The sequence below is a fragment of the Sodalis praecaptivus genome, assembly GCF_000517425.1.
GTDB classification, from domain to species: Bacteria; Pseudomonadota; Gammaproteobacteria; order Enterobacterales; family Enterobacteriaceae; genus Sodalis_A; species Sodalis_A praecaptivus.
In genome coordinates, this window is sequence record NZ_CP006569.1 from 3,105,760 (window position 1) to 3,123,914 (window position 18,155).

Annotated in this window: 15 protein-coding genes; 6 read left to right on the forward strand and 9 right to left on the reverse strand. The window is 60.2% G+C overall.

Going from position 1 to position 18,155, the window contains the following annotated elements:
* Positions 1-5: 5 nt before the first annotated feature.
* From gsiB to SANT_RS13680, 3 genes are read right to left on the reverse strand one after another with little or no spacing between them, the layout of a single operon-like run.
* Positions 6-1,544, reverse strand: coding sequence for a glutathione ABC transporter substrate-binding protein GsiB (gsiB, locus tag SANT_RS13670; protein WP_025422851.1), 1,539 nt, complete (start codon positions 1,542-1,544; stop codon positions 6-8).
* Between the two features lie 30 nt (positions 1,545-1,574).
* Positions 1,575-3,521 (reverse strand): dipeptide ABC transporter ATP-binding protein, encoded by a 1,947-nt coding sequence (locus SANT_RS13675; protein ID WP_025422852.1) that lies wholly within the window; start codon positions 3,519-3,521, stop codon positions 1,575-1,577.
* Positions 3,521-4,477, reverse strand: a complete 957-nt coding sequence (locus SANT_RS13680; RefSeq protein ID WP_025422853.1) for an isoaspartyl peptidase/L-asparaginase family protein — start codon at positions 4,475-4,477, stop codon at positions 3,521-3,523. Before SANT_RS13680 ends, SANT_RS13675 begins: the two co-directional genes overlap by 1 nt.
* A 350-nt stretch (positions 4,478-4,827) precedes the next feature.
* Between SANT_RS13680 and moeA the strand changes: the two genes are divergently transcribed.
* Both moeA and moeB read left to right on the forward strand, forming a co-directional pair.
* Positions 4,828-6,069, forward strand: a complete 1,242-nt coding sequence (gene moeA, locus SANT_RS13685) for a molybdopterin molybdotransferase MoeA (protein ID WP_025422854.1) — start codon at positions 4,828-4,830, stop codon at positions 6,067-6,069.
* 9 nt (positions 6,070-6,078) lie between these two features.
* Positions 6,079-6,834 (forward strand): molybdopterin-synthase adenylyltransferase MoeB, encoded by a 756-nt coding sequence (gene moeB, locus SANT_RS13690; protein WP_025422855.1) that lies wholly within the window; start codon positions 6,079-6,081, stop codon positions 6,832-6,834.
* A gap of 20 nt (positions 6,835-6,854) precedes the next feature.
* Here moeB and rlmF read toward each other — a convergent pair whose 3' ends face one another.
* The 3 genes from rlmF to ompX form a co-directional block, all read right to left on the reverse strand.
* The gene (gene rlmF / locus SANT_RS13695; RefSeq protein WP_025422856.1) at positions 6,855-7,895 is read right to left on the reverse strand and encodes a 23S rRNA (adenine(1618)-N(6))-methyltransferase RlmF; all 1,041 of its coding nucleotides are present in this window, start codon (positions 7,893-7,895) and stop codon (positions 6,855-6,857) included.
* Positions 7,896-8,115: 220 nt separating this feature from the next.
* A complete protein-coding gene (locus SANT_RS13700) occupies positions 8,116-9,711 on the reverse strand; it encodes an ABC-F family ATPase (RefSeq protein WP_025422857.1) in 1,596 nt (531 codons plus the stop codon).
* Positions 9,712-10,300: 589 nt separating this feature from the next.
* Entirely contained in the window at positions 10,301-10,819 is a 519-nt protein-coding gene (gene ompX / locus SANT_RS13705; protein WP_025422858.1) for an outer membrane protein OmpX, read from the reverse strand.
* A 1,493-nt stretch (positions 10,820-12,312) separates the two neighbouring features.
* Here ompX and dps point away from each other — a divergent pair.
* The 4 genes from dps (at position 12,313) to SANT_RS13725 (ending at position 14,466) form a co-directional block, all read left to right on the forward strand.
* Positions 12,313-12,816, forward strand: coding sequence for a DNA starvation/stationary phase protection protein Dps (dps, locus tag SANT_RS13710; protein ID WP_025422859.1), 504 nt, complete (start codon positions 12,313-12,315; stop codon positions 12,814-12,816).
* A 122-nt stretch (positions 12,817-12,938) separates the two neighbouring features.
* The gene (locus SANT_RS13715; protein ID WP_025422860.1) at positions 12,939-13,205 is read left to right on the forward strand and encodes a DksA/TraR family C4-type zinc finger protein; all 267 of its coding nucleotides are present in this window, start codon (positions 12,939-12,941) and stop codon (positions 13,203-13,205) included.
* 236 nt (positions 13,206-13,441) lie between these two features.
* On the forward strand, positions 13,442-14,083 hold the full coding sequence (locus SANT_RS13720) for a flavin reductase family protein (protein ID WP_025422861.1): 642 nt from the start codon (positions 13,442-13,444) through the stop codon (positions 14,081-14,083).
* Positions 14,084-14,235: 152 nt separating this feature from the next.
* Complete coding sequence (locus SANT_RS13725; RefSeq protein ID WP_025422862.1) at positions 14,236-14,466, forward strand: hypothetical protein; 231 nt, start codon at positions 14,236-14,238, stop codon at positions 14,464-14,466.
* Between the two features lie 114 nt (positions 14,467-14,580).
* Here SANT_RS13725 and SANT_RS13730 read toward each other — a convergent pair whose 3' ends face one another.
* The 3 genes from SANT_RS13730 to SANT_RS13740 are packed head-to-tail and all read right to left on the reverse strand — an operon-like array spanning position 14,581 to position 18,108.
* Positions 14,581-16,440, reverse strand: coding sequence for a M3 family metallopeptidase (locus SANT_RS13730; protein ID WP_025422863.1), 1,860 nt, complete (start codon positions 16,438-16,440; stop codon positions 14,581-14,583).
* Between the two features lie 34 nt (positions 16,441-16,474).
* Positions 16,475-17,455, reverse strand: a complete 981-nt coding sequence (gene ybiB / locus SANT_RS13735) for a DNA-binding protein YbiB (protein ID WP_025422864.1) — start codon at positions 17,453-17,455, stop codon at positions 16,475-16,477.
* Between the two features lie 32 nt (positions 17,456-17,487).
* Positions 17,488-18,108: an FMN-binding negative transcriptional regulator gene (locus tag SANT_RS13740; protein ID WP_038668583.1), complete on the reverse strand. Its 621-nt coding sequence runs from the start codon at positions 18,106-18,108 to the stop codon at positions 17,488-17,490.
* Positions 18,109-18,155 lie beyond the last annotated feature (47 nt).

The window sequence follows — 18,155 nt, forward strand, 5'->3', positions numbered from 1 at the left end:
CTGGATTATTTCATATCGGCGTGCGAGAACTCGAAGGAGCCGTCCGGCATCACATAGAAGTCGCTCAGGTTTTTATTGCGCGCATACACCAGCTTTTCGGTCGCTAGGAAAATCCAGGGGGCATCGGCCCAGAGGGTATCCTGCGCGTCTTTATACAGCCGGGCTTTTTCTTCGCGCGAGGTAGTTTTCAGCGCGGCGGCCAAATCCTGATCCACTTTCGGACTGCTGTAAAACGCGGTGTTGAATAACGCCGGCGGCGCCGATTGGCTGGCGAACAGCGGTGAAATGGCCCAATCCGCCTCGCCGGTGGACGCGGACCAGCCGGAGTAGAACATCCGCACGCCGGTCTCTTTCACGCCCTTGCTCTCCACCTGCGCCACGCGCTGGCCGGCGTCCATCGCCGTTACCGTGGTTTTCACCCCCACCTGATTCAACTGCTGTTGCACGAACTGCAACACTTTCTGGCTGGTGCTGCTGTTGTTGTACGACCACAGCGTGGTGGCGAAACCGTTGGGATAGCCGGCTTCTTTCAGTAACGCGCGCGCCTTGGCCACGTCATAAGGCCAGGGCTGGTATTGCGTCGAGAAATCAATGCCTTTCGGCACCGGCCCCTGCGCCGGCGTGGCGTAGCCGGAGAACGCCACTTTGATCAGCGCGTCTTTATTGATGGCGTAGTTTAACGCCTGGCGCACTTTGACGTTATCAAACGGCTTTTGCGTGACGTTGAGGCTGATATAGCGCTGCACAATCGACGGCGCGGAGATAAGCTCCACCTTGCTATTATTGTCCAATACCTTGGCCTGCTCATAGGGAATCGGATACGCGAAGGTCGCTTCGCCGGTCGCCAACATGGCCGCGCGCGTGTTGTTATCCACCACCGGGCGCCAAGTGATGCTGTCGAGCTTGTTTTCCCCCTGCTGCCAGTAGCCGTCGAAGCGCGTGACTTTGACGAAGTCGGTTTGATTCCAGGTATCAAACCGATAGGGACCGGTACCGACCGGGTGGAAACCGATCTCTTTGCCGTATTGTTTCAGCGCCGCAGGAGAGATCATGGCCGCCGCCGGGTGCGCCAGGTTATTGATAAAGGCCGAGAACGGGGTTTTTAGGGTGACTTTAACCTGATAGGGATCAATGACCTCCGTCTTGGCGATCATTTTAAACAGGTTATAGCGCTTGAGATGGTTATCCGGGTTGCTGGCGCGATCCAGGTTCACCTTCACCGCTTCGGCATTGAAATCGGTGCCGTCCTGGAATTTCACCCCCTGGCGCAGCTTGAAGGTGTAGGTCAGGCCGTCATCGCTGGCGGTATAACTCTCCGCCAGGACATTTTGCCGCTTCATATCTTTATCGAAGCCGAACAATCCCTGATAAAACGATTTGGCCACCGCCTGCGACAGCGTGTCGTTGGCGTCATAGGGATCCAGGGTGGTGAAATTGGAGTTCACCGCCACGACGACATCTTTGGCGGCCCAGGCCGGCGCGGCGGCCAGCGTGGTTAACACCGCCGTGGCCATCAGCCAGTTACGCTTACCATGTTGCTGCATCATTCGCTACTCTCTCCTTGAAAAGACCTGTCAGTAAGCGCCGCCTATCCCGTGGCGGGCGACATAATGTCCCTCGCCCACCCGTTCGAGCGGCGCAACCACCGGTTCATCATCCAGCGCCCGGATGGGGCTGGGGATTTCGTCTGCCTGTAACACGCGATCGCGGCGACGGCGCTCGGGATCGGCCACCGGTACCGCGGACATCAATTTGCGGGTATAGGGATGGCTGGGATGCTCGAAGACCTGCCGGCGCGGACCGATTTCCACGATCTGCCCCAAATACATCACCGCCACCCGGTGGCTGACCCGCTCCACCACCGCCATATCGTGGGAAATAAATAAAAACGCGATGCCGTATTCCCGCTGCAGATCCAGCATCAGATTGACTATCTGGGCCTGGATGGAGACATCCAGCGCCGACACCGATTCGTCGGCAATCACCACCTTGGGATTAAGGGCCAGCGCGCGAGCGATACAGATCCGCTGCCGCTGTCCCCCGGAGAATTCGTGGGGATAGCGCGCGGCGTGCTCCGGCAACAGGCCGACACGTTCAAGCAGCGCCGCGACCCGCAGCTCGGCCTGCTTGCCCTGCGCCACGCCGTGTACCAGCAGCGGCTCCATAATGGAATAGCCTACCGTGAGGCGCGGATCCAGTGATGCGTAGGGATCTTGGAAAATAAACTGAATATTGCGCCGCAAATGCTGCAACGCGTTACCGTGCAGGCGGTTGATGGACTGGCCGTCAAACACGATATCGCCGCCCTGACTTTCCACCAGACGCAATAACGCGCGGCCGGTGGTGGATTTACCGCAGCCGGATTCTCCCACCAGCCCCAGCGTCTCGCCGGGGTAGAGAGAAAAGCTGACCTTTTCCACCGCGTGTACCCGGCGCTGGATGCGGTTAAAGATACCGCCGCGGATATCGAAGCGCGTGACCAGATTGCGCACCTCCAGTATCGGACCGCCGTCGGTGCGCACCGTATTCTGCGGCCAAAGGGAGTGCGCCGCGGCGTCAACGGGCGCTGTAGCGGGAACAGCAGGCGACGGCGCTGCCGTGGCGCTGGCCGCGCGCAGGAGCGGGAATTTCGCCGGGTAATCGCTGTCCGCCATCGAGCCCAGCCGCGGCACGGCGGCCAGCAGCGCTTGCGTATAGGGATGGCGCGGCCGGTGAAACACGTCGCTGACCGCGGCGGATTCCACGTCATTGCCCTGATACATCACCAGCACCCGATCCGCCATTTCCGCCACCACGCCCATATCGTGGGTAATAAACATCACCCCCATGCGCATCTCTTGCTGCAGCAGCCGAATCAATTGCAGGATTTGCGCCTGAATGGTGACATCCAGCGCGGTCGTGGGCTCATCGGCAATAAGCAGCGCCGGCCGGCACGACAGCGCCATGGCAATCATCACCCGCTGGCGCATCCCGCCCGAAAGCTGATGCGGGTAGCGATCGAGAATATTGCGCGCTTCGGGGATCCTCACCAAATCCAGCATATGCAGGGCTTCTTGTCTGGCGCTGCGATGATCTTTACCCTGGTGCAGACGCAGGGATTCCGCTATTTGTTCCCCGACCGGGAATACCGGATTCAACGAGGTCATCGGCTCTTGGAAAATCATCGCCATATCCGCGCCGCGCAGCGAGCGCAACGTCGGCGCAGAGGCGCGGCGCAGATCCACCACCTGCCCCGAGCGCCGGCGGAACAGCAGCGTACCGCCCTCGATGCGCCCGCCACCGAGCTCCACCAAACGCATCACCGACAGCGACGTGACGGATTTCCCCGACCCCGACTCGCCGACGATAGCCAGCGTCTCACCGCGGTTGACGTCGAAAGAGAGGTTACGCACCGCTTCGATACGCCGTCCTTCCCGCTGGAACTGGACGCTGAGATTGCGCACCGATAATACCCGGTCCCCCGGCAGCGCCAGGGCGCCGTTGTCGGCGGCGAACGTCGCGGCGGCATCTGACGGCGCCATCAGCGGTAAATTCCTACGTCCGGCGCCTGGCCCACATAGCCGACCGCGCGATACATGCCTTCGCTGTTGAACGGCAGCGCCACATGACCGGCGGCGTCCACCGCGATAAGCCCGCCCGACCCGCCCAAGGGCAGGATTTGATCAAATATTACCCGCGCGGCCGCCTGCTCCAGCGTCAAGCCGGCATAGGCCACCAGCGCCGCCACGTCATGCGCCGCGGCGGTGCGGATAAACACTTCGCCGCTGCCGGTGCAGGAGACGGCAACGGTGGCGTTATCGGCATAACAGCCGGCGCCGATGATCGGCGAATCTCCGACCCGCCCCGCCTGCTTATTGGTCATTCCGCCGGTGGAGGTGGCGGCGGCCAGATTACCCTGGCTATCGCAGGCCACGGCCCCGACGGTACCCAATTTCCGATCCGGGTCGATAGGATCCGTCGCGGCGGCCGCCCCGTCGTGATCGAGCAGCGCCCCGCTGTCCGCGGCCAGGGCGCGCTGGAGTTGCTGATACCTTTCAGGCGTCGAGAAAAAGGCGTTCTCCACGCGCGCCAACCCCCGGTTGAACGCGAACTGCTCCGCGCCCTCGCCGGTAAACATGACATGGGGGCTGTGCTCCATGACCGCCCGCGCGGCCAAGATGGGATTGCGAATATGCCTGACCCCGCAGACGGCGCCCGCCGCGCGGTTGCGGCCGTCCATGATGCTGGCATCGAGTTCGTGGGCGCCCTGATGGGTGAACACCGCCCCGATGCCGGCGTTGAACAACGGGCACTCCTCAAGCAACCGTACCGCTTCCGTAACGGCGTCCAGAGCGCTGCCGCCGTCGGCCAGGATCGCTTGGCCGCTGCGGGTGATAGCGTCAAGCGCCCGGCGGTAGTCGCGTTCTTTTTCAGCGCTCATCGTCTGACGCGACAGTGCGCCGGCGCCACCGTGGAGTGCTATCACTGCTTTGCTCATTGCAACGGTTACCCTGTCGATACGTAATGATGGGCTCGCCCTGCCAGGGTTCCGGCACGGGTCGCGGACAATAACGGTTCAGGCTATTAAGTGTTAGGCTAAACGTTAACATGTTATCGATTTTGACTATATGGACGCGCTTGGCTGCTGTAAAGTAGAAATACGTGATATTAATCACTGAGGTGATATTGTTCCCGAGCGCAATGCTCCGCCAGCGCGTCGGGCATCACGTCCTGAACCTGAGCGCAGCATCGCCGGCCCGGTTCTCTGGTATCGGGTTCTCTGCCATAATAGGGGCAGCTTAAAACCCGGCGGCTCGCGAGGAGTACTCGCCGCCTACAGGAGTTGTCATGGTTACCCCCTCTTCTTCTCTGCTGACGCTTGAGCAAGCGTTGGCCACGATGCTCGACGCCGTAGCCCCCGTCACGGTGGCCGACACCGAAAATGTGCCGTTAACCGAGGCCTGCGGCCGTATCAGCGCCGAGTCCATCGTGTCGCCGGTCAACGTCCCGCCGTTCGATAACGCCGCGATGGATGGCTATGCCGTCAGGCTGGCAGACCTTACGCCGGGCGCTCTCCTGCCGGTCGCGGGCCGGGCGCTGGCGGGCGTCCCCTTCACCGGCCAATGGCCTGCGGGCAGCGCGCTGCGCATCATGACCGGCGCCCCCACCCCGGCGGGCGCCGAGGCGGTGATCATGCAGGAATATGCCCAGGTCGATGAACAGGGCGTACGGTTTAGCGTTGCCCCGGCCGCCGGCGAGCATATTCGCCGGGTGGGCGATGATATTCGCCAGGGAGATGAGGTGTTGCCGGCGGGCCGGCTGTTGCAGGTGGCGGAGCTGCCGCTGCTCGCCTCCCTGGGCATTGCCTCGGTGCGCGTTTGTCGCCGCCTGCGCGTGGCCCTGTTCTCCACCGGCGACGAATTGCGGCCTATCGGCGCACCGCTGGCCGCCGGCGAGATCCACGATACCAATCGCTTCGCCATCAGGCTGATGCTTACCCAATTGGGCTGCGAGGTTATCGATTTGGGCATTATTGCCGATGACGCCGCCGCCCTGCGCGAAGCGTTTCGCCAGGCGGACAGCCGGGCGGACCTCCTCATCACCAGCGGCGGCGTGTCGGTCGGCGAAGCGGACTATACCAAAACCATGCTGGAAGAGTTGGGGCAGATTCATTTCTGGAAACTGGCGATGAAGCCCGGTAAACCCTTTGCCTTTGGCCGCCTGGGCCAGGCCTGGTTTTGCGGCCTGCCGGGCAATCCGGTATCGGCAGCGATCACGTTCTATCAGTTGGTGCAGCCGCTCATTGCCCGACTGGGGGGCCGTCGGGACTGGCGCACGCCGCCGCGCCTGCGCGCGCGCGCGCTCACCCCGCTCGGTAAAACCCCCGGCCGCCTGGATTTCCAGCGCGGCCGCTACCGCCTCGACGACGCCGGCGAGCTCACGGTTGAAACCACCGGGCCGCAGGGATCCCATGTCTTTAGCTCTTTTGCCTGCGCCAACTGCTTTATCGTACTGGAGCAGGCGCGCGGCGACGTCGCCGCCGGCGAATGGGTGACGATTGAACCGTTTAACGCCTTGTTGCAGGGCTAGGGAAGCAGCGTGGCGGAGGAATTGAGTCATCAGGAAATGCTGCGCTATAACCGCCAGATAATACTGCGCGGCTTCGATTTTGCCGGCCAGGAACGGTTAAAAGCCAGCTGTGCGCTGATTGCCGGCCTGGGCGGGCTGGGCAGCGCGGCGGCGCTGTATCTGGCCGCCGCCGGCATTGGCCGGCTGGTGCTGTTGGATTTCGATACCGTCTCGCTGTCGAATCTACAGCGTCAAGTGTTGCATACCGATGAGCGTATCGGCCAGACGAAAGTCGCCTCGGCCCGCCAGGCGCTCGCGGCGGTCAATCCGCACGTCACGCTGACCACGGTGGACGACGTGCTGGACGATGACGGGCTGTCCGCGCTACTGGCCGAATGCGATATCGCGCTGGATTGCACCGATAATGTTGCGGCGCGCGAACAGCTCAACCGCTGCTGTTATCCGCGGCGCCTGCCGCTCATTTCCGGCGCGGCGATCCGAATGGAGGGGCAAATCAGCGTCTTTCGCTATCGGCCGGATGAACCCTGCTATCGCTGTCTGAGCCGGTTATTCGGCGCCGAAAGCCTGACCTGCGCCGAAGCGGGGGTGATGGGGCCGCTGGTGGGGATCATCGGCGCGCTACAGGCGATGGAAGCCATCAAGGTGCTAACCGATTACGGGCAATCGCCCTCGGGAAAACTTCTGATGTTGGATGCGATGACGCTGCAACTGCGGGAAATGCGGCTACCGCGACATCCCGATTGCGAGGTGTGCGGCGCGCCCTAACCTTAGCACCCGCCGCGCCATCAGTCGCGCCAGCGGCGCGCGGCCCACTCCGCCTGGCCCGTTGCATCATAAAAACTCCAGGCGACAAAACGGCTGATTTTCTGTCCCTGCCCCATTTGCACCGTGCGCACCGCGCTGGCGCCCGCTTGCTCGATGGCGCGATACAGCGGCGCTAACGAACTGCTCTTCGACAACAACGCCGTGAACCACAGGCAGTGACGCGCATAGGCAACGCTTTCCGCGACCATACGGCGGACAAATGCCAGCTCGCCGCCTGGACACCATAGTTCATTATGCCGACCGCCAAAATTGGCTGCCGCCGCGTCGGTGTGGCGCACCGGGAAACCGTCGCCCGCTGCGCCACCCCGATCCCCCGCACCGAGGGTGCTTCCCCGCCGGCGCTGCGTCGACCGTGCCAATTGGATCTGCTTACGTCGCGTGCTGGCCTCGGCCTCGCGCGCCGATGCGTGAAACGGCGGATTGCACAAGGTGGCGTCGAATCGTTCCGCCGCACCAATGATACCGTCAAAGATAGCCGCCGGCTGGGATTGTCGACGCAGGCGCAACGCGCCCGCCAGCGAGGGATTCATGTCGGCGAGGTGTCGCGCCCAGCGCAGCGAGGGCGGATCGATATCCGAACCGGTGAAGCGCCAGCCGTATTCATGATGGCCTATGATGGGGTAAATACAATTGGCGCCGACGCCGATATCCAGCAGCATCACGCGCCGACCGCGCGGAATGTTGCCGCCGTTGCCGGCCGCCAGTAGGTCCGCCAGGTGATGCAGATAATCCGCCCGTCCCGGGACCGGCGGGCAGAGAAACCCGGCGGGGATATCCCAGTGCCGCAGGCCGTAATGGTGCAGCAACAGCGCGCGGTTGAGCAGGGTCACCGCCGCCGGCGAGGCGAAATCCACCGAGGGCGTACCGCCGGGCGTCGGCCGGACAAACGGGGCCAGCGGCGGGCAAGCGGCCACCAGCGCGGCGAAATCATAGCGGCCACGGTGGCGATTGCGCGGATGTAAGGACGTCTTTTCCGCTGTGGGCGGAACGGATTTTTTCACGGCAAACTCATTGGGCTAACGGCCGGCGCCCGCAAGTGCGGGACGCCGGCGCGGGGTAAGGCAAACCTTGGCCGCGGCAATAATAACCCGAGCAGGTTCGGCGCACGCTTGGCCGCGCAGGTGAATAATGTCGCGGGCGCAACCCCTACCTGGGCCGCGCGCAGATTACGCCTGAAGATTCGGCGCACGCGTGACCGCGCAAGGAGAGGCCATTACCGATTCAGTTCACACCCTGACTGCGCAGGTAGTCTTCATAGTTGCCGCTAAAATCGACCACCCTGTCCGGCAGGATTTCCACGATACGCGTTGCCAGCGAACTGACGAATTCGCGGTCATGAGAGACAAACAGCAGCGTCCCCTGATACAGCTCAAGGGCGGCGTTCAGCGATTCGATGGACTCCATATCCAGATGGTTGGTGGGCTCGTCCATCAGCAAGATATTGGGCTTTTGCATCATCAGCTTACCAAACAGCATCCGGCCCTTCTCGCCGCCGGACAGCACGCCAACCGGCTTTTTAATATCATCCTGGCCAAACAGCAGCCGGCCAAGAATGCCGCGCACCGCCTGCTCATCGTCGCCGGCCTGTTTCCACTGGCTCATCCAGTCGAACACCGTCATCGTCTCGGCGAACTCGGCGGCGTGATCCTGGGCGTAATAGCCGATATTGGCGTTTTCCGACCATTTTATCTCACCGCTTTGCGGCGTCAGCTCGCCCATCAGCGTTCTGAGCAGGGTGGTCTTACCGATACCGTTGGCGCCGAGAATCGCCACTTTCTCACCCACCTCCACCATCATATTCAGGGCGCGAAATAGCGGCGACGCCGCCTCGAAGCCCTGGGTCACCTGCTCTACCTGTAGAGCATTACGAAACAGTTTCTTCTCTTGCTCAAAGCGGATAAACGGATTTTGCCGGCTGGAGGCTTTGATTTCGTCAAGCTTGATCTTATCGATCTGCCGGGCGCGAGAGGTCGCCTGGCGCGATTTGGACGCGTTAGCGCTAAAGCGGCTGACGAACGACTGCAGCTCGGCAATCTGGGCTTTTTTCTTGGCATTATCCGCCACCAGCCGTTCGCGCGCCTGCGTCGATGCCGTCATATACTCGTCATAGTTGCCCGGATAGATGCGCAACTCGCCATAATCCAAATCCGCCATATGGGTGCAGACCATGTTCAGGAAATGCCTGTCATGGGAGATGATGATCATCGTGCTGTTGCGCTCATTCAGCACCTGCTCCAGCCAGCGGATGGTATTGATATCCAGGTTGTTGGTCGGTTCGTCAAGCAACAGAATGTCTGGATTGGCAAACAGCGCCTGCGCCAACAGCACGCGCAGCTTCCAGCCGGGCGCCACTTCGCTCATTGGACCGTAATGCTGTTCCAGCGGAATGCCGACGCCCAGCAGCAGCTCGCCGGCGCGCGCCTCCGCGGTATAGCCATCCATTTCACCGTACAGCACTTCCAAATCCGCCACCCGGTATCCCTGCGCTTCGCTCATCTCCGGCAGGGCGTAAATGCTATCGCGCTCCTGTTTGACCGCCCACAACTCGCCATGGCCCATGATGACGGTATCCAACACGCTATTTTGTTCAAAAGCGAATTGATCCTGGCGCAATTTACCGAGGCGCTCGTTGGGATCCAGGCTGACGTTGCCGGCGGTAGGCGTCAAATCGCCGCCCAAAATTTTCATCAGGGTAGATTTACCGCAGCCGTTGGCGCCAATGAGGCCGTAGCGGTTGCCGCCGCCAAACTTGACGGAAATGTTCTCGAACAGCGGTTTACTGCCGAATTGCATGGTGATGTTATTACTGATCAGCAAAGGAGAGACTCTTAATAAAGTGTGACATTCGCCATATTATGCCATAAAGCGGCGCGAGATGGCGCCAAATCTGTCGTCTGTTGCGATAGGATGACGACACGACGCGCAACAGGGCCGTTTCGCAAGCCGGGCGGCAAAATGGCAAAGCCCCACCCCAGAGAAGGAGGACCGAACGCAGGGGGGAAATGCGCCAGAGGCGAAAGGGTCTCGGCCACGCGCCTGTCAGCGAGGCCCGCGCGCGGGTGGGGTCGATAAACGCAAAGCGCATTACGGGTAACCAAAGGGGAAACGCCAGTGGCGTTATGTCAGGCACGAAGGAGGTCGGCGTCCAATCACGCTGCGGTAAGTGATGCATGACAGCGACGCGTCAAGCATGGGTAGTCTTCGCTTCAGGAAGGGTGTCGTCAGGCAGATTGCGGGAGAAAGCAAGTAGAGGCGTCTGGCTCGAGGACGAAACGGTTGCCAAGGCGCGGGGCGATCATAAGGCGCGCAAAAAAAACGGCGCGCCTTCACCCGGTGAAACGTCAAACCTTCCACCGGAGCAGTCATCAGGCGGCAAAGCCACGAAGGGTTGCCGCCCGCATGAGACTTAGAAGCGGTAACCTACACCGGCAATCCAGGTACCGACGTCGGTGGAACGGATACGGCTTTGTTCATAGGAGACGTCAAGCGCAACGTTTTCCATCGGGTTGAACTGCAGACCGGCACCGTAGGCAACGCCGACATCGCTGCTGCCGCCACGGCGATTACCGTCCTGGGCATTCGAGATGGATTTGCCATAGCCCAGACCGACGACGCCGTACAGGCTGGCCCAATCATTGATGCGCCAAGCCGGACCAGCGGTGAAGCCGTAGTATTGACCTTTATCGTAATCGCCGCTTTCAGCGCGGTTTTTTTCGATATAGGTGAACGAGGAGATCACGCCCAGCGGCTGGTCATTGTCCCACTCGTAGCGGTATTTTAAGTTAAAGCCGTTAGCTTTGTTCGCTACGCCCTGCAGGTCACCCTGTGCGTAACCGGCGGAAACGGTGCTTTCACCTGCTGTTGCGGAACCTGCTGCCACTGCCAAAACGCAAGCTAAAGCTGAAAGACATGCAATTTTTTTCATAACCACCTCAAATGTGAATGTACGTCCTAACCATGAAAATATACCAAAACCTAGCATGAAACTCTGCTTAATAATTGTTGTCCAAGTAAAGGTATCGTGTAACATAAGTTTTCAGACACTTCTATCCTATTCATTTTACTTATGTTTTGAACCGCCGTCCCAAAAGGACCTTTACTTATCCTTACAACATATCCAGAACATTCCGAATCGACCGTTTAAAAAATAGACCTTTACCGATGATTTTGCCTATTTTTTTACGTTTTTTTTTCACGCTTCCGTACAGGCGAAACGGCAAAAAAAGAAATCTCATTTAATAAGTATTTAATTTCATACCTTGCCGGCGGGCTTATTTTCGCCCTCAACGGCAGAAAAAGCACTTTTGCGCCGCGCGCAAGAAGGTCTTAAAACGAAATAATAATTATTCCCAACGCAGTGCCACGCAGTGGGTGTCCAAAAATAGATTCCCTGCCTTTAAACAATAGCGGCGGCGCGGTGCTGAAAAGGGCGTTATATCTCGCTCACCGCCTGGGCGTTATCCCGCTGCCGAGGAAAGAATAGAGCCAAATAGCGGGGAATAAAAGCGCCACCTGCACTGAAAATATAAGATGTCTTCATTAAACCCGCCGCTTTTTATTCCCGCTGGCTATAACCTCATCGCCCGTAGCCACCATGCCCCCGTGAGAGGCGGTTGCGCAAGGGGAAGAATCGGAGGAGGATAGAACCTGCCCTTATTCCCTACCCGCATCCTCGCCGGCAGGGCGTGGCAGCGCAGCCTACCGTCGCAAGCGCGGACGATTACGCAAAACCCCCGGCGCCGTCGCGGCATCCGAAAAACGCGCGCAGGCCAGTGCTGATACACAGGTCTGACTGTCAGCCGGCATTGCTATTGCGCCCCGTCTGCTGCATGGCGCAAACGGTCGGCATGCTTGAAGCGCTAATTTGGCCGCTGTGGATGACGTGTCCCACGTGCTTGCTGGGCTGATGTTGCCGCTAGGAATGACGCGTCCAACGTGCTTGCTGGGCTGATGTTGCCGCTAGGGATGACGCGTACAACGTGCTTGCTGGGCTGATGTTGCCGCTAGGGATGACGCGTTCAACGTGCTTGCTGGGCTGATGTTGCCGCTAGGGATGACGCGTTCAACGTGCTTGCTGGGCTGATGTTGCCGCTAGGGATGACGCGTCCTGCATAAATGGCATAGCCGGCAGCGTAGCGGCGAGTAATGCTACCGCGCGTCGCCAGCGCCGTACGCTGGGCCTACAGCGCCAATCACGCCGGCGTGGACGGCGCCAGAGGGTGTCATTGCCTCACCGTCCTTTCCGGCGGTTATAGGCGAGAGACTGTGGTGGCAGCGGATGCGGCCGCGGCCAAGTCGATTAAGATAATAAATCAGCGATAGCTTTGATAGGGAGCAAGATTCTAAATCGCTGCTATAATTATTATCTGAATGAAATTAAAAACGAGCCGTTACGAACTAATAAGAGGATGAGTAATTATGAGTACCGCTAAACTGGTTAAAACGAAATCTTCTGAACTCATTTTTACGCGCAATGATGTGGACGAACAGGTTAAAACCTCGACTATCGCCACGCTTAACCGTATTGTGATTGAACTGGTGGATCTGGCGCTAATCACCAAACAGGCGCATTGGAATATGCGTGGTAACAACTTTATTGGCGTGCATGAAATGCTGGACGGTTTCCGTACCGCTATTCTTGACCATCAGGATACGATTGCCGAACGCGTGGTGCAACTGGGCGGCGTCGCGTTGGGTACGGTGCAGGTGACCAATGATAAAACCCCGCTGAAAAGTTATCCGACCACTATTCATACGGTGCAGGATCATTTGAGAGCCCTGGCCGACCGTTATGGTATTGTCGCTAACGATGTACGCAAGGCAATCACCGAAGTTGAGGATGAAGATACGGCTGATATCTTCACGGCGGCTTCCCGCGATCTGGATAAATTCCTGTGGTTTATCGAGTCTAACATCGAATAAATCCGCGTCAGTGCCAACGCGGGTTGGCACTGGCTTGCGTAATACCCTAAAGGCCGACGGCACGATCGTCGGCCTTTTTTACTGACTCATTTTTCACTGACTTAATGGCCGGAGGTGACACCATGGCAAGTGGATGGGCGCCGGAGGGTGCCGTGCAGGATCAAATTGATGCCACTCTCAACGATGCGGTACAGCGCGTTCGACAGGGGCTTACCGGCGGCGTAAGCGCGCAATATTGCCAGGAATGCGGCGATCCCATTCCCGAGCCGCGCCGTGCTGCAGTGCCTGGCGTGCAGTTATGTCTGACCTGCCAACGCGAACAGGATAAACATCGAGCGAGTTATGCCGGCTACAATCGCCGCGGCAGTAAAGATAGCCAGCTGCGTTAGGGTAGCGCTGACCGTGCATGGCGACCGTGCCGCCCCAACGCGGTACACGTCCGGTGCAGAGGGCGCATCGACGGCGCAGGGGCGAGAAGGACCTGCACGGTCTGGCCCCGCTCTTGGCACCCTCGGATAAGCGCGCCGGCCGCAGGCCGCCTATAATCGACGTTTTACGATTCGGCCTGTGGCCTGCGCACGGGCGAGCCACATGGTGGCGTAAGCATTGGCTGGAGGATGCCGATATGACCCGCAGTTCGCACTACTTTTACGAACCGGCGCTAGGCCACGGTTTGCCGCACGACCCGTTAAACGCCATCATTGGCCCGCGGCCCATTGGCTGGATAGCGTCGGTTAATGCCAAAGGCCAGCGCAATCTGGCACCCTACAGCTTTTTCAATTGTTTCAACTATCATCCGCCGATCATCGGCTTTTCCAGCGCCGGCTGGAAAGATAGCGTGGCGAATATCCACGCCACCGGGGAATTCGTCTGGAATCTGGTCACGCGTCCCTTGGCCGCCGCCATGAACGAGACCTCCGCCTCGCTTCCCGCCGGCGAGGACGAATTTGCTGTTGCCGGCCTGACGCCTGTCCAAGGGGAGCGGGTGAAGGCCCATCGCGTGGCCCAAAGCCCGGTCAATTTTGAATGTCGTCTGAGTCAGTGTATTGCGCTGGTGGACGCCAGCGGCCACGAAACCGGCAGTTGGCTGGTATTAGGGGAAGTGGTGGCGGTGCATATCGATCGCCGGCTACTGGATGCCGACGGCGTGTATCAGACCGCCGCCGCGGAGCCGGTACTGCGCGGCGGCGGTCCTAGCGCCTATTTTGGTATCTCCGCACAGCAGCGCTTTGACCTGGTGCGTCCCGACGATCGCAACCGTCGCTAAGCCGACGCCGACGGACGCTGCGGCAGGTGTAAAGATAATGGGACGGTGTTATCAAAAAAAATGATGGTCTCGTTCAAAAATTTTTTAAGCAAAATCGTATCAGCCAGCGTATTATACGCTTCCGTTATGATATAGTTTACAGAGTGATTAGTATGAAACTCTCATTTAAGACTGCTATTATTCTCTGCGCCGTGGCCCTAAGTCAGGGCGCCGTCGCTTCCCGTCTCACGGATATGCCGCGCGATCCGCGCAGCGACAGCGCCTGCATGGCGCAGACCACCGCCGACACCGCCGGCCGCTGCCCCGCCCAGCGGTTTTCCGCCGAAAATAACCAGGCCATCAAAGGCTACAGCCCGGAATACCATCAACAGCACGGCGCTTAACGCCGGCCGCTGCACTGCCCGCGCTTCGCCGCCGAGAATCAACTCACCCGGCCAGCAAAGGCTACCTCTCGGGGTACCCTCGGACAGCGCGGCGCCTAGCGCCCGGCCTTTTGCTCAGCCGTAGCGCCGCCGTATCGCTTGCGCGAATTGCCGGCACATCGTGTCATCTCCCTCGGCATTGCTTGCCAGGACCTCATCGCCATCCACGACCTGTATCTCGGCCTGCCAGGCGAAATCCGCCGGCGGTTGGGGACGCGTCTGCGCCTGCGCCATGCGGTCCTGCGCCTGCCGCCACGCCTGCTCGACGGTCTGGTTGCAGGCGTTGGCCAGATAGGCCGGATTAAAGCCTTCGCCGGTCAGACTGACCAGGGTGGCGTCATGGCTGACGCTGTTGCCCGGTTGCCAATAATGCCGCGCCAAACTCGGCCCAATCGTCGGATTATCGGTCAGGTAACCGTCACGCTGCATAAAGAAATGCCGGGTCTGTTCCACCGCCATCAGCGCCAGTAAGTAGCCTTGATAGGAGCAGGCGGACTCCTGCGACAGCAAATGCGGGATCGCCATGGTTGGCCGTGGACTGCCGTCGATGCCCAGGATGCGCCGTTCATTGTCCCGCGCCAGACGGGTGATGGCCTCAGGCGTTAATTGTGCGTCATCCCATTGATACAGCGCCCACTCAAAATAGGGCACCAGCAGGATATGGCGCTCGTTAAAAGCGCGCATCGGCTGGCGCGCGGCGATAGCGTCGTGGATAAGCGCGTCCGGTACCGCCTCGCCACGATCGTTGACGGCGTAGCGTTTCAACCAGTCCGCATCGTCAAGCAGACTGTCGCAAAACATTGATTGCGTTTCCGCATAGGCCATCGAAGTGGGCGGAAACTCCTGTGAAAAGCAGGGCGCATTCTGGCGGATATTGGCGAAATGGGCGGCATGTCCCCCTTCATGGAATAAGGTGGCAATGCCGCTAATGCCGCTGCCGAGCTGATCGGGCCGCGCCAGGCTGGTAAAATTGATGCGCGCCGGCACCCAAGTGCCCTGCGCCAGAAACGGCGGCACCGGGCCGTGCATAAAACCGTTTTCATATTTACCCTGCCGCACCAGCAGATCCAGCTGCATGCGCGCGCCGTTGAAACCGATATGCAGCCGCTTGAAACTGTTCACCCAGCGGCGTAGCGAATCGGCAAACGGCAAGTAGGGATCCAACTGCCGGGTAACATCGCCCGCGCTGGCGTAGCGAATATTCCAGGGCGCCAGCGCCGCATCGCCCTTTTCGCTCGCCAGCCGCCGCAGGCTGGCCTGCATGCCGTCGCGGGTCTGCCGCTCGAAGCTGTCGAGGATAGCGAACAGCTGCTCCGGCGTCATCTGCTCGGTTTTGTTTACCTTATAATCAAAAAAATTGCGGTAGCCCATCTGCCGGGCGAAGCGGTTACGCAGGCTGACCAGTTCGGGAAAACCGTTATGCAATAGCCACTGCTCCAAATCCCGCAGCGCCTGCTGCGAACTTTGCCGGCAGCGTTCGCTGTCGTTATTGGCCTGATTGGTCAGCAATTCGCCCAGGGTTGCGGCGACGGGAGGGTCCTGCTCGGCCAACAGATGTTTGAGCGTGAGCGTTTTACGCCGCGCGTAAAGATCGTTCTCTGCGGCGATAATCTCATCCATCAACCCCTGCGCCAGCGGATCTTCGATGACGTTGCAATCAAAAAAACGCGCCCAGCCGCGTAAGCCATGCAACATCTGATCCCGTTCGGGCGAGGACGGCGCCGTCGCCAGCTGGCTGATTAAATGGCGCAACTCGGCGGGGCGCGTTGGCTCGGCGATAAAGCGTTTGTAGGCGGTTTCCGCCGCGGCGAATCGCCCTGACACCACCGCTCCGCCGGTGCCCATATAGTGTTGCCAGAACAGGTCTTCTTTGGCCTGGTGCACCGCCAGATAATCCTGATTCAGGCGGTTGAAATAGTCGATAGCATGTTGCATGTGGTGTGCTTCCGGTTAGCGGCAAAAAGGGTATTCAACGGCGGGCCAGTCGGTTATCCACGTCGAGGAGCGCCGTCGGCAGGTCGGCGCTCTGCCCGGTGGCGATCAGACAACAGCCGAGCTGCAAACGGATGGCCTCGGGCAAAGGCCGATGACCGTCCAGACAGGATTCAACCCAGCGGGCGGTGGCGGCGGCCTCGCGGCTATCCGGCAGACTTTCCAACGGCGGCAGCGCATTGAGTGCGGGATCCAGCAGCAGCCGCGGCTCGCCCCCTTGAACATGATAGATACGCGTTAGGCGCTTGGGATTGGCATAGCTTTCGCCTTCGGTGCCGTTCATCAACAGAGCAGTGGCGTTGATAGCGCTGAAAAATCCCGCGACGCGCGGTATGTATTCCGGATGGGAAACGCTGCACAGCCGCCAATGGGGATGAAAAGGAAACGGCGTCGCCAATTTCGCCAGCGTGTGGGCGCTGTTGCGCACCCCCAGCCGCCAGCGTAGCTTCAGCTGGCGCGCCAACGGCGGCGAGAGCACCTCCACCGGAATAAACAGCACCCGCGGCGCTTGCGCCAGCGCGGCCTGCGCCTCGTCGCGCGAGGTAACGCCGTGAACGCCGAGCTCGCGGAAGATAGCGGCGCTGGTCACCCGGCCGGGATCCTCGGTCACGCCATGCACCACGACAGGAAACCCGAGCCGGGCGAGCGCCAGCGCCAGCAGCGGGGTCAGATTCGCCTGCTTACGCGCGCCGTTGTAACTGGGAATGACGATAGGCGGCGGCAGCGATGCGGAGGCCTGTAGCGCCATCACCTGCTCCTGCATCGCCTGATAAAAACCGAGCAACTCCTCGGGGGCTTCCGCCTTGATGCGCATAGCGATGAGCAAAGCCCCCAGCTCCAGCTCCGGTACGTCGTCGGCCAACATGGCGCGATAGAGGGTATAGGCCGTTTCGCGGTCCAGATCCCGGGCGTGATGTTTGCCGCGCCCGATCTCTTTAATAATTTTGTTGTAATCCATTCATCACCTATTCATGGCAGGGGAGAGGCCTGTCAGCCGCGCCCCATCGCCCGGGCCAGCGGCCCATTACCGTCGGCCATCAGTCCGGCTATCGCGCCGTCTCGGTCCGCGCGGCTGCGGTTTTGGCTCAATTTCCATTTTGCCTCGGTGCGCGTCACGCGAATTTCAATCCCCACAATAGCGCCTATCAGGGTGTCGATAAACCCCGCGGGGGCATCTTCAACCCGCCAGGGCGCCTGCCGCCGCGCCTCCTGGTTGTCGGTCAACGCCCGCAGCAGCGCCATCAGCCACGCCGGGTCGTTTATCATCTGCGCCTGGCCGTGGCAATGCACCGTTTGGTAATTCCAGGTCGGCACGACTTTGCCGTGCTCCGCCTTGGCCGCGTACCAGCCGGGAGAAATATAACCGGCCTCCCCTTGAAAAATCACCAGACAGGCGCCATCGCGCGCCAAAGATTTACCGTGAGGATTGGCACGCGCCAAATGCCCGCGCAGCCGCCAGGCGCCGTCGGGATAACTGTCCAGCAGCAGCGGCAGCGGATCCGCCTGCAAGCCCTGTTCGCCGAGGCTTATCAACTGCGCCAGCGGATGGGCCGCGATAAGGGCGCGCTGCGCCTCGACATCCGTCTGTCGGAACGCGGGAGGAATATACATGTGGCTCTCCTGAACACTAAAGCCTAGGCCTTAAACATTGACTTTAT